This is a genomic window from Thermorudis peleae (assembly GCF_000744775.1).
GTDB classification, from domain to species: domain Bacteria; phylum Chloroflexota; class Chloroflexia; order Thermomicrobiales; family Thermomicrobiaceae; genus Thermorudis; species Thermorudis peleae.
Genome location: NZ_JQMP01000003.1, coordinates 1037605 through 1049956 on the forward strand (window position 1 = coordinate 1037605; position 12352 = coordinate 1049956).

The 12352-nt window shown below is 56.9% G+C and carries 10 protein-coding genes; 9 read left to right on the top strand and 1 reads right to left on the bottom strand.

Annotated elements, in window-relative coordinates; genetic code table 11:
• Positions 1–765, bottom strand: coding sequence for an NERD domain-containing protein (locus N675_RS07645; RefSeq protein WP_038038825.1), 765 nt, complete (start codon positions 763–765; stop codon positions 1–3).
• Between the two features lie 120 nt (positions 766–885).
• Between N675_RS07645 and N675_RS07650 the strand changes: the two genes are divergently transcribed.
• The 9 genes from N675_RS07650 (at position 886) to N675_RS07690 (ending at position 12231) form a co-directional block, all read left to right on the top strand.
• On the top strand, positions 886–1830 hold the full coding sequence (locus N675_RS07650) for a glycosyltransferase family 2 protein (protein WP_038038827.1): 945 nt from the start codon (positions 886–888) through the stop codon (positions 1828–1830).
• Positions 1823–3577, top strand: coding sequence for a glycosyltransferase (locus tag N675_RS07655; RefSeq protein WP_038039581.1), 1755 nt, complete (start codon positions 1823–1825; stop codon positions 3575–3577). Before N675_RS07650 ends, N675_RS07655 begins: the two co-directional genes overlap by 8 nt.
• A gap of 7 nt (positions 3578–3584) precedes the next feature.
• Positions 3585–4739 (top strand): glycosyltransferase family 4 protein, encoded by a 1155-nt coding sequence (locus tag N675_RS07660; protein WP_038038828.1) that lies wholly within the window; start codon positions 3585–3587, stop codon positions 4737–4739.
• A 93-nt stretch (positions 4740–4832) separates the two neighbouring features.
• A complete protein-coding gene (locus tag N675_RS07665) occupies positions 4833–5222 on the top strand; it encodes a hypothetical protein (protein ID WP_038038829.1) in 390 nt (129 codons plus the stop codon).
• A gap of 19 nt (positions 5223–5241) precedes the next feature.
• Positions 5242–6579, top strand: coding sequence for a DUF1015 family protein (locus N675_RS07670; RefSeq protein ID WP_038038831.1), 1338 nt, complete (start codon positions 5242–5244; stop codon positions 6577–6579).
• Between the two features lie 84 nt (positions 6580–6663).
• On the top strand, positions 6664–9276 hold the full coding sequence (gene mutS / locus N675_RS07675) for a DNA mismatch repair protein MutS (RefSeq protein ID WP_038038832.1): 2613 nt from the start codon (positions 6664–6666) through the stop codon (positions 9274–9276).
• 59 nt (positions 9277–9335) lie between these two features.
• Complete coding sequence (locus N675_RS07680; protein ID WP_038038833.1) at positions 9336–10442, top strand: pyridoxal-phosphate-dependent aminotransferase family protein; 1107 nt, start codon at positions 9336–9338, stop codon at positions 10440–10442.
• A gap of 147 nt (positions 10443–10589) precedes the next feature.
• Entirely contained in the window at positions 10590–11396 is an 807-nt protein-coding gene (locus N675_RS07685) for a DUF4397 domain-containing protein (protein WP_038038835.1), read from the top strand.
• A gap of 7 nt (positions 11397–11403) precedes the next feature.
• Positions 11404–12231, top strand: a complete 828-nt coding sequence (locus N675_RS07690; protein ID WP_051914450.1) for a class F sortase — start codon at positions 11404–11406, stop codon at positions 12229–12231.
• Positions 12232–12352 lie beyond the last annotated feature (121 nt).

The following is a 12352-nucleotide window of genomic DNA, read 5'->3' on the forward strand; positions in this document are numbered from 1 at the left end:
CTATGCTGTCCGAGCCTTTTTCTCCTCTGCTATGCGTGTTGGGAGCGCAATTGGCCCTTCGACAGCCTCGCCTTGTGAGAGCGCCGTAACGATTTCCTCGATCTCTTTGGCATGGAGCCGGCGCTCGTTGCCGAGCGCACGCACGGCGTCGGGGAGCTCTTTCCGTGTGACGACAGTTAGCTCGCTTTGAATGACTTGCAGTTCGACGCGGTCGTTAACAAAAACAATCAATCCCTCGATCGTATCAGCTCCCGGCAAGTCTTGCTGTTCAAGAAATGACTTAAGTGCTTCCTGTTGTCCGAGACATTCAACGGTTGGATTGCCAAGAGGTGGCCCCCCGAACGTGAAGATGCGGAGCAACAGATTATCGAGCCGGCGCCAGCGTTTTCCATTTACCTGAATGCGCCCAGCAAGTTCGCGCGTGGTAATCACAAGCAGGCCACCAGGCCATACTAGGATGTGTTCAGGAGGAAAACGGCCACTGATATTCGGGTAATGGATCAGCGTATATCGGTCATTGAGTCGCCGTAGGGTGCTATCAAGCAATTCGTCGGGACGTGGACGGTGATTCCATTTTGCCCAGCTCTGCATGCCAGCATTGAACGAAAGAAACCCTGCAATGAGGACAATGTAGGCGCCAATGAGGAGTTGCGGATAGAGCGTCATCACGATAGAGCCAAACAGACAGAGTAAGCCCGCGACGAGGAGCAGTCGTGAGACGCGTTGGTGTGTTTTGATTGTTCCAACATTGCGAACGACACGCACTCTACCACCTGCCCGGCCAAATGGGCCTCATCATGCCCAGTCTAGCATGCGCTTCCTCCTCTGCGCTACCCTCGATCTTGGCGTTGTACCTTGCGATGACGCACAATCCTTCAGGGGACAATGCGCGAGCAGGCTGATCTCGCAGTACTGATCGTAACGTGGAATAACGCATCCGTGATTGACGCTTGTCTTCGTTCGCTCGCTGAGGAGCTGCAAGCTAGCAAGCTCCGCGGAGATGTCCTGATCATAGACAATGCCTCGACAGATGGCACGCCCGCCCTTGTGCACAATCGCTATCCCTGGGTTCGCGTGATGGCATTGCCTGCAAACGAGGGGTTTGCGCGTGCGAACAACCGCGGGATACGCGACACGTCCGCCCCAGCGCTTCTCTTGCTGAACCCTGACACAGTGCTTTTGCCTGGCGCGCTTTCTGCCCTCTGGAGGGCACTCTGGGCAGCGCCGCATATCGGCCTTGTTGGTGCTTGCTTGCTTAATCCTGATGGATCATTGCAATCTGCAGGATATCGGTTCCCAGGCTTTATCCAGAACTTCTTTGATTTTTTCCCGCTGCACCAGCGTCTCATTGGCTCTCGGTTTAATGGTCGGTTTGGGCCAGGCGATGGCTTGACGCCGTTTGCCATTGATCATCCACTTGGCGCGTGCATGCTCGTGCGGCGAGAAGCAGTTGATCAGGTTGGGCTACTGGATGAGCGCTACTTCTATTACAGCGAGGAGATCGATTGGTGTCGGCGGATGCGGGCGCATGGCTGGACGGTGCTCACTGCGCCCGCTGCTCGTGTGATCCACTATGGCGGGTGGAGCAGCCGTCAGGTTTCGACTGCAAGCCTCTTGCAATTGCATCGCAGCCGGGCCCGCTATTTCCGTCGCTGGCATGGCCGACGTTTTGTCCGTGTGCTTTGGGGATTAGCTCTGTTGGCAACGGTGCGGGCCTGGCTTCAGGCATTGGTGTCACCGCGGCGTCAAGCACAACGTGTACAGCTCGAGCTATTGCATGAAATTGCACGTATCTATGCAGATGCTGCGCGGACCGTCGACGATGACTGAGCCTTTACCAATAACTGCCGTTATCTTGACGAAGAATGAAGCACGGCATCTACCCGGTTGCCTTGCAAGTGTTCAAGGGCTCGTGCGTCATGTGTTGGTTGTCGATAGTGGGAGCACCGATGGAACGGTGCAGCTTGCGCAGTCTACTGGGGCCGAGGTTGTGGAGCGTCCGTTCTCTGACTTTGCGAGTCAACGCAACGCGGCGCTTCAGCTTGTGCGTGACCCGTGGGTGCTCTTTCTCGATGCTGACGAACGCATTACTCCAGTTCTGGCTCGCGAAATACGACTTGCACTTCAGCATGTGAGGGACGAGGTCACTGGCTTTTGGCTTGCCCGGCAAAACTTTTTCTTCGGTCGTTGGGTTCGGGCTGGAGGATGGTGGCCGGACTATCAGCTTCGACTCTTTCGTGTTGGCCAGGGCCGTTATCGTCCTGATCAACTGGTCCATGAGGTTGTTGAACTTCATGGCCACGCCCAGACGCTGCACGCACCGTTGCTCCATGTGAACTATGAGACTGTGGGCGAATTTGTTGCGAAGCAATTCGCTTACGCTCGGCTCGACGCCCAAGCTCGCCTACAAGCAGGATACCGGCCGCGCTTGCGGACATATCTTGGACAACCTGCGCGAGCGTTCTGGCGACGATTTGTGCAGCTACGTGGGTATCGTGATGGGCTGCTCGGCCTTTTCCTGGCAGGAACGCTTGCCACGGCTGAGCTCGTGGTCTGGTTACTGGTGCGTCGTGGTATGCACCAGCATCAACGCGATGAATCCACGGTGCGTGTTGCGCTCGCGCCGCTCGATCCAACAATTTCCTGCTCCGTCGTGATTGTTAACTACAACGTCCGCGAGCATGTGCTTGCATGCCTGACATCGATCGCAGAAAGTTGTCGGTCGAGCGGGCTGAATGCTGAGGTGATTGTCGTCGATAACGCGTCGTCCGATGGATCAGTTGATGCGATCCAACAGCAATTTCCTTGGGCCCGTGTCATCGCTCTCCCGGAGAATCGGGGCTACGCCGCTGGTGTCAACGCCGGCATTCGTGCGGCACACGGCGCGTTCATCATTGTGCTGAATCCAGACACACGAATTGTTGGTGATGCGCTTGCTCAGCTTGTTGCGACGTTGCGTGATCATCCTGATGTTGGCGTTGTTGGACCACAGCTTCGGTATCCTGATGGACGCATTCAGCCATCCCGGCGCCGGTTTCCTACGTTGCTCACGGCTCTGCTTGAAAGTACAGTGATTCAGGACTATTGGCGAAATAATCGGGTCCTTCGCCGCTACTATATGGCCGACTTCTCTGATGCTGAACCGCACGATGTCGATTGGCTTGTCGGCGCATGTCTCGGGGTTCGTCGACAAGTCATTGAGCAAGTCGGGGGGATGGACGAGCGGTTCTTTCTCTATAGTGAGGAAGTTGAGTGGTGCTGGCGAATTCGTCGAGCTGGCTGGCGCATTGTCTATGAACCGCGCGCAGTCATTGTCCATGTCGAGGGGGCAAGCGCTGGCCAGGAGCCAGCACGGCGACAGATTGCTTTTGATACTGCCAAGGTGCAACTCTATGACATACTCTATGGCCGTCCTCTTGCACAATTTGTCCGTGTTTTTCTGCTGAGTAATTACCTGGTGCGGATCGCGATTGAAGGCGGGAAATGGCTTTTGGGCCATAAGCGCGCCTTGCGCCGCCAGCGTGTCGTCCGCTACTGGCAAGCGTTTCGCTCCGGGCTGCGTCCGGCGAGTTGGTAGCAGGAAGATGGTACGCGTGCTGATGGTCACCGGCGAATATCCGCCAATGCCTGGAGGCGTCGGTGATTATACGCGTTGCCTTGTTGACGCCCTTGAACGGCGTGGCTGCCGGTGTGGCGTCGTAACGGCTGTGCCAGCCGCCGGCCAGCAACATGTGATCGCTACCGCTCGACGCTGGGGGTGGTCGCTTATCCCACTTGTCCGACGAGCGGCGCACCAGATGCACGCCGATCTTGTACACATCCAGTATCAGGCTGGCGCCTTTGATCTCCATCCTGCGCCAACGATCCTGCCACTATTCGTTCGTCCAAGGCCTTGTGTCGTGACGTTTCATGACACGAACGTGCCTTATCTCTTCCCTAAGGCTGGTCCACTTCGACGTTGGGCGACGATCCTTCTTGCTCGACAAAGTGCGGCAGTTATTGCTACGAATCCGGAAGATGCGAGCGAACTCGCTGTGTGGCAAGCACGACAGCTGTACCGGGTGCCAATTGGCAGTAATATCCCAGTTTCCACCAATACCTCTTTGGCAGAAGGAATGAAACTGCTTGAGCAGTTCCGAGCTAGCCGAAGGCCAACGATCGGTTTCTTTGGCTTTCTCACACCAGATAAAGGGATCGAGGTTTTGCTCACGGCCCTTGCGAAACTACCTGAGCCTCGGCCAGCCCTTGTCCTGATCGGCGGCTCCCAAGGAGCGACTGGCAAGGTTCATGGAGCGTATGCTGCTGCAGTTGAACAACGTCTTGCCACCGCTCCGGTTCCGCTCTTGCGCACTGGCTACCTTGATGCTGAAGCAGTTGCTGCTGCGCTTGCAGCGGTTGATCTCGTTGTCTTGCCTTTTGCTGAGGGGGCAAGTCTGCGTCATGGCACACTCATTGCTGCACTAATGGCGGGGGCACCGGTGGTCACTACCACCCCGGCGCGGCTAGAGTGGATTGCACCACTGCGCGACCGCGAGCATTGTTGGCTTGTCCCGCCACGAGACCCCGAGGCCCTTGCCCATGCTATCCAGATGTTGCTTGCTGCTCCTCAGACGCGCCGACATCTTGGTGAAGCTGCCAAGCAACTCGCTGTTCATGCGTTTGCCTGGGAAACCATTGCGGACCAGCACATGACGATCTATGAGACGGTGCTGAGTCCATCGCGCATGCCTCCAAATTGACGAAGTCGCCATAGTACACTTGCTTGAGTGGCAGGCTGAAGAGCGGGCGAAGATGCTGTCTGCACCAGCGGACGTGAAACTAAGGAGGTCGAAATGCGCTACTTCGTTAAAGGAGCAAAGGGGCAGCCTGCAAACGAAGTTGATGTTGAAACTGGTGCGGGGATTCTTTCGCGTGGCCGTCATGAAGGGCGACGCGTGGTTGAAGTGTTTGTGCTGCATCCAGATGGGCGAATTGATCGCTATCAGGAACGTGCTCGGCGCAAACTTGGTAGCAATGCCATTGTGAGCCGCACCTGGTTGGCCGAAACGTATCGTGTGGGCCAATCTCCTGAGTGGGGCGATGATCGGTATGTGCCTTCGCCTGAGGACGCGATTCGTGAGGCCACACCAGAGCCAGAGGCTGTTGTGCTCGTCCTGCTGGGCGCTGAGGAAGACGACGCACCGGTGCTGGAACAGTTGCTTGCCTTGCAAGCGCAGCGCTAGTGAGGGATGAGCTTATAGCGTGGACGGTCGCACTGGCGCTACGTGTCCTGAGCATGATGTAACTGAAGCAGTACCCCGACTTCATGGGGAAGTGCGACTGTTGCCGTTTCGTGCCTTGCGATACAACCCCCACTATGTTGCTCAACTTAGCGCGATACTTGGCCCCCCGGACGATTTTCGCTCTCATCGCCAAGCTCGTGAGCTTGGGCGAATGCATCCCTATCACAGCATATGGCTTGAGTTGCCGGATGAAGATGAAGAGCATTTTCGCGAAGCGCAACAACGCTTTATGCGGTGGCGAGCAGAGAACATCCTGGTGGAAGATCAGCATCCTGGGTTCTATCTCTACGCCCACCACTATCGTCGTCTTGGTTCCGCATATCGACGTCTGGGCATATTTGGCATTATCCCAGTGCAGGATGAAACGAGCCGGCCAACGTTACTTCCACATGAAGGAGTCATGCCGAGTGTTGTCGCTCGCCGACTTGCGCTTCGCCAAGCACTCAATGCCGATGTCAGCGCGATCTATGTCGTTGCCCAGGCTGAGGGGCGTCTGCGCTCGACGCTCGAAGATCTGAGCACCAAAGCTGAACCTCTTCTTGATATTCACGATACGAAGGGTGAGCGGCACCAGCTTTGGGCAATTACTGATTCCGTGGCAATCCGTCTCCTTACGCAGGTACTTGCGAATTCCCCGCTTGTTATCGCCGATGGGCACCATCGCTACGCTGCAGCACGTGCTGACTGGCATGCACGGCGCAGCAGTGGTGATCAATACGCAGATGCGGCTGGCCTCGTCCTTGTCCACCTTGTCGATGCTGCAGATCCAGGCATCCAGCTTCGGCCAATTCATCGTCTGGTTCGTGGGCTCACGGCTGAGCGAGTACAGGCAGTGCTCGCAGCGTGCCGCCAGTACTGTGACGTGTTTGAGTTGAGTCCGCTCTATCCATTAACGGCTGAGCGCTTACAGCATACCTTGGCAGCAGCACAATCAGTGCACGGCGTGATCTTTGTGCTTGCGTCGGCAGCGACGCAGCATGTCTATGCGCTTTACCAGTCCACCTCAGTTGCTGTCCCGAATGAGTTAGAAGTTGAGCGGTGTGAGCATTTCGTTATGGAACCGCTTCGGCGAGTCCTTGGTCTGCCGCCTGAGGCCGTAGGGTATGAGCCGGAACTGGAGGGAGTTGTTCGCCATCTTGTGAGTGATCCAACGGCAGCGGCTGTTCTTTTGCGCCCTCCGCAATTGGCTGATGTGTTGGCTCGCGCTCAACTCGGTCGCCTTCTCCCTCCTAAATCCACCTCGTTCTACCCGAAGGTACCGCTTGGTCTACTCTTCCGAGCATTCGATGTCGACTAGATCCCGCTGACTAGACCACCCACTCTCCCTGTCCGTACACTATCCTGAGCAGTGGGGGCCGGCAGCTGTGGGAGTGGGAGCGGAATGAGCACACCAATCCGTCAGCAATATCTTGCCGTAAAGCGACAGTATCCTGACGCGATCGTATTCTTCCGCCTCGGTGATTTCTACGAGACATTTGATGAGGATGCCCACATCGCTGCATCAGTCCTCGACATTACGCTGACGTCCCGTGAGATGGGTAAGGGGCAACGCGTGCCGATGGCTGGCATCCCCTACCATGCCGCTGAGGGATATATTGCTCGCTTGGTTAGTGCTGGCTACAAAGTTGCGCTGTGTGACCAGGTTGGCGAACCGGATGGTCGACATCTCGTCGAGCGTCGCGTAACTCGTGTGGTGACGCCGGGTACAGTAACCGATCCAGCGATGCTCGATGCTAGCCGTAATACTTATATCGCCGCAGTATTGCTTGAAGGCACGCGAGCTGGCCTCGCTGTCGCTGATGTCTCGACAGGAGAATTTGCGGTTACCGAACTGCTCGCTGAGCGTGCTGAACAGGTACAAGATCTGTTACGGCGTGAATTGCTCCGCCTGAGCCCTGCGGAAGTCATTCATCCGCAGTTGCCCGACGAAACGTCAGATGCATTGTGCGAGTGCTTACCAGAAGGTGTCTATCGAAGCCCAACCGACGCTGTAACATGGCGGCTGAACACTGCCGAAGCCGCACTTCGCGAGCATTTCCGTGTTGAGACACTTGAGGCATTTGGTTGTGCGGGAAAGCCTTTTGCCATTCGGGCGGCAGGGGCGCTGTTGCTCTATCTCCAGGAGACGCAAAAGGGGAATCTCGCGCACATAACCGAGCTCGTAACGTATTCGCTTGACACGTTCATGACGCTCGATGCGCAAACGCGTCGTAATCTCGAATTGGTTGAAAATCTCCGAGGAGAGCGCCGGCATTCGCTCATCGCAGTCCTTGACCAGACGTGTACTCCGATGGGGGCACGGTTCCTTCGTCGCTGGGTCAATCAACCGTTGCTCGATCTTGCTGCAATTCGTGCGCGACAGGATTGTGTTGCCGCGCTTGTTGGTGACGCATTGCTTCGTACACAGCTTCGTGAGCAACTGAAGCGTGTAGCAGATGTTGAGCGGCTTATCAACCGGGTCGTGACAGGTGCAGCCGGACCACGTGAAGTGCTGTCACTTGGCGTATCCCTGCGGACGTTGCCAGTTATCCAGCAGCTGGTTTCACGTGCTCCTGCGCTCTCAACCTATGCTGTACTACCAGATTGTCAAAATGTCGTGCGACTGATTGAGCAAGCTGTGGTTGATGATCCACCGGGGACGCTTGGACAAGGACAGGTCATCCGGCCGGGATTCAGTCCGGAGTTGGATGCGGTGCGTTCGTCGATACAAGAAGCGCGTACCTGGATTGCGAGCCTTGAACAGCGGGAACGCGAGCGTACCGGAATTAAGTCGCTCAAGGTTGGCTATAACAAGGTCTTTGGCTACTACATCGAGGTGAGCAACGCGAACCGGGCGCTTGTCCCACAGGATTACCAGCGGAAGCAGACGCTCGTTGGGGCTGAGCGCTACATAACCCCCGAGTTGAAGATCTATGAACAACAAGTGCTGCACGCGGAAGAGCGCATCGCTGCACTTGAGGAGGATGCCTTTCGACGTGTGCTCGCAGAGGTTGCCAGTACTGCGGAACCGATCCGTCGTGCTGCGCGCTTGCTTGCTGAACTCGATGTGTTTGCCTCCCTTGCCGAAGTAGCAGTGCGCCGCCGTTACGTTCGCCCGGAGGTTGATGACAGTACGGTGCTTGCTATCACTGGGGGGCGGCATCCGATCGTTGAAGCCGTGTTGGAATCGGGTCGCTTTGTTCCCAATGACACCTACCTTGATACAAGCGAGCAACAAATTATGCTCCTGACTGGGCCCAACATGGCCGGCAAATCCACCTATCTTCGCCAAGTGGCATTGATTGTCCTTCTGGCACAGATCGGCTCGTTCGTGCCAGCTGAACAAGCCCGGATTGGTCTCGTTGATCGCATCTTTACCCGACTTGGCGCGCAAGATGATATTGCCAGCGGCCAGAGCACATTTATGGTCGAGATGGTTGAAACGGCGGCGATCTTGCATCATGCAACACCGCGCTCACTTGTTGTTTTGGACGAAATTGGTCGCGGCACGAGCACGTATGACGGGCTCGCGATCGCCCGCGCGGTGATCGAGCACCTCCACAATAGCCAGCGACTCGGCTGCCGCACACTCTTTGCGACCCACTACCATGAGTTGACAGAACTTGAGCGGATTTTGCCGCGCGTGCGGAACTATCGCATGGACGTGCTTGAAGAAGGAGAGCGCGTGGTTTTCTTGCATCGTGTTGTTCCAGGGGGAGCCGACAAGAGCTACGGCATTCATGTTGCACAACTTGCCGGTATGCCGCGGGCGGTCGTGCGCCGGGCCCGTGAGATCCTTGCCGAGCTTGAACAAGGACCTGCTGCACAGGAAAAGGCACGCCGACGGGCCGCTCTCAGCCATGCCCAAGAACCGGTGATTCAACTCACGCTCTTTGGTCCGCCACACCCCGTGCTTGAAGAGCTCAAGCGGCTCGATGTTGAAGCCCTTTCGCCAATCGAGGCATTGACGACGCTCTATGCGCTGCAACGCCGTCTTCGTGAAGAATCACCGTAGGTGCAGCGTATGATGTAGGCTGCCAGCGCAGGTTGCGCATTCCGAAGGAGGGCATTCCGGTGCACCACAATAGTGATCCAACAAATTTGCGTATTGCTGGCCCAACGCCACTGCCGCCAGAAGTCATCACGGCATTGCAACGGCCGATGATTCCACATCGAGGTGAGGCGTTCCGCGCGCTGTTCCGTCAGCTTCTTGCACGACTTCGTCCAATGCATGGCACTGACGACGTTTTCGTGTTGCCTGGTACTGGCTCAGCTGGTTGGGAAATTGCCATTGTTAATACGCTGCAGCCAGGCGATGCCGTCCTTGCTGTGGTTGCGGGTGACTTTGGTGAGCGCTGGGCACGAGTGGCGAGCCGCTACGGTCTTGTGGTTCATCGGGTCGATGTCCCCTGGGGCCAGGCAGCGACGGCTGCTGTTGTCCAGTCTGGACTGGCTGCACATCCAGAGGTCCGGGCGATACTCTATACCTACAACGAGACCTCGACCGGCGTAGCCAATCCGCTGCGCGAAGTTGCAGCAATTGTCCGTCAGCATGGGGCGTTGCTCCTCGTCGATGCCGTGAGTGCTGTTGCTGGGATGCCGCTGGAGATGGATGCCTGGGGTGTCGATTTGGCTTTTAGTGGATCACAAAAGGCCTGGATGTGTCCGCCTGGCCTTGTGATCGTCGGTGTTGGACCACGGGTGTGGGAAGCGGCGAGCCGTGCCGGATTTCCCCGTGCTTTTTGGGATTTAGAAGAATATCGAGCACAAGCGCGACAAGGCGACATGCCAAGTACCGCACCACTCTCACTCATTTATGCGCTTGATGCTGCAGTCAGTTTGATCGAGCAGGAAGGGCTTGAGCACGTTTACGCGCGACATGCGCGCCTTGCGACACTCTTTCGTGATGGGGCACGGAAAGTGGGCTATCGGCTGTTTGCCGATCCCGCCTATGCTTCCCCGACCGTTACCGCCCTTGTACCTCCCGATGGCATCTCGGCTGGCGATGTGGTTCGGACACTACGTGAGCGCTTCGGAATTGAAATAAACGATGGCCAGGGCAAGCTGAAAGGGCACATCGTGCGTGTTGGTCATATGGGCTGGGTGCATGAACCGGAACTGCAACGCACGATCGAGGCGCTGTCAGCGGTTACCCGGCTTCAACAGACACGGCTCTCGTGAGGAGGGTGGCATCTGGCGCTGCCCTCTTGACGAGCGCGCATTGCTTCCGTATAGTGCATAGTGAGTGCACTCAACGTAAGGCTTGTGGCGACGCGGCGCCAAGCGAAGAGAGTATAACAAAATATAGGTAGTCCAAAGGGGGAACGAATGAAACGGCTGAGCAGTGTCTTGCTCGCGATTGGCCTCTGCCTTGCCTTTGTGGCAGTGGTTGCGGCCCAGAATAAAGCCATGGTGACCGTCGTCCATGGCATCCCGAACACTGACGTCGATGTCTATGTCAATGGCCAAGCGACGCTCAAGTCGTTCAAATTCGGCACCGTGACCGATCCATTGAGCCTTGATCCTGGATCATACAAGATTGAGATTCGCCCAGCCGGTGCTGCTGCCACAAGCGCACCAATTCTGAGTACTACGGCGAACCTCCAAGCTGGCCAGAACGTCAGCCTGGTTGCCCATCTCACAGCTGATGGCAAGCCGGCACTTGATGCGTATGTCAATGACACGTCGATGTTGGCTGCTGGTAAAGCCCGGCTCACCGTTCGGCACGATGCTGCGGCTCCAGCCGTCGACATCTTGGCGAACAATGCGAAGCTGGTGAGTAACTTAGCCAACCCCAAAGAGGCAAAAGCTGATGTCGCTGCTGGAACATACGCTGTCGCAATTGCTCCAGCAGGCCAGACGACACCGGTATTTGGACCGCAAAACCTGACACTGAATGCCGGCACAGGCTACGTGGTATACGCCGTCGGTTCGCTCTCGGATAAGACTTTTACGCTCCTTATTCAACAGATCCCTGGTCTGGGTGGTGGACCGATGGGGGCAGCAACTGGCGAAGGTGGCCTTGCGCAACAGCCAGCGTTCCCGACAAGCGGCTGGCTCGTGCTTAGCTTAGCCGGTGCTGCGCTTGCGGCGAGTGCGGTCATGGTGGTGCGTACACGAGCTCGTGTGCACTAATCGTTCTATGGCGAAGAGAAGCCTGCGGCGGGAGAGAGTCGCATTCTCTCCCGCCAACCTGCTGCAGCGGCGGATCCGGGCGCTGCTTGTATTCCTGCTTGCGACTGTCCTGCTGCTTATGGTTCCGGTTGGCTGGGCTGGGACGTCCCGTAGTTTTGTTCCAGCGGTTCCGACCGATTTCCCAACATCATCGCCTGCGGTTGTCATGGAAGCCTCTCCGCAGCTAACAGTAACCGCTGAGGTGTCTACTGCTTGGACGTTCCCGTCTGATATGCTCCCGCGTGTGATGCCGACACCTCACGTGACGCCAGTTGTGATGCCGAGTCCGACAGCGCAACCAACACCACCGACGTCTGCCGCACTTGCACTGCTTAGGAGCAAGCCAGAGCCCCTTCGCCTCACGATTCCTGCGTTGTCACTCAATGCCCCTGTTGTCGCCATTGGTCTTGATCAGCGAACTGGAGAGTTGGCGCTGCAATCGGATGTCACTGTCGTGCAGTGGTACCGACTTGGTCCAGCGCCCGGCCAACCCGGAACAGCGCTGCTTGCTGGTCATCTTGATAGTGCAACTGGACAGCGTGGTGTCTTTGCTGGACTCAGCGCTGCCCGACCAGGCATGGCAGTTTGGGTCGATCTGACTGGAGGACAACGTTTGGTGTTCCGCGTCACGCGGATCCATACGATTTCGGCTTTACAACTCTTTGCCAGCGGTGTCTATACCACCGCGGGTCCGCCACGACTCCTCTTAGTCACCTGTGCCGGATATTGGGATATCCGAAAGCAGCGCTATACGGAAAACCTTATTGTTGAGGCAGAACTGGTTTCTCCTACGTGAAAAGAGCCAAGGCTTTTCCCTTGCGGGTGGGCAACCTGGCCGCTATACTTGTCCCAGTGTCTCGCTCCCGGTTATTGTCCGGGGGTAAAACTATGGCACGCGGGTGAGATGAATGGTCAGC

What these genes read in the sequence shown, in the direction of transcription:
- N675_RS07660 (WP_038038828.1), top strand. Translation starts at nt 3,585, where the DNA reads ATGGTACGCGTGCTGATGGTCACCGGCGAATATCCGCCAATGCCTGGA.
- N675_RS07690 (WP_051914450.1), top strand. Translation starts at nt 11,404, where the DNA reads ATGGCGAAGAGAAGCCTGCGGCGGGAGAGAGTCGCATTCTCTCCCGCC.
- N675_RS07685 (WP_038038835.1), top strand. Translation starts at nt 10,590, where the DNA reads ATGAAACGGCTGAGCAGTGTCTTGCTCGCGATTGGCCTCTGCCTTGCC.
- mutS (WP_038038832.1), top strand. Translation starts at nt 6,664, where the DNA reads ATGAGCACACCAATCCGTCAGCAATATCTTGCCGTAAAGCGACAGTAT.
- N675_RS07665 (WP_038038829.1), top strand. Translation starts at nt 4,833, where the DNA reads ATGCGCTACTTCGTTAAAGGAGCAAAGGGGCAGCCTGCAAACGAAGTT.
- N675_RS07655 (WP_038039581.1), top strand. Translation starts at nt 1,823, where the DNA reads ATGACTGAGCCTTTACCAATAACTGCCGTTATCTTGACGAAGAATGAA.
- N675_RS07650 (WP_038038827.1), top strand. Translation starts at nt 886, where the DNA reads ATGCGCGAGCAGGCTGATCTCGCAGTACTGATCGTAACGTGGAATAAC.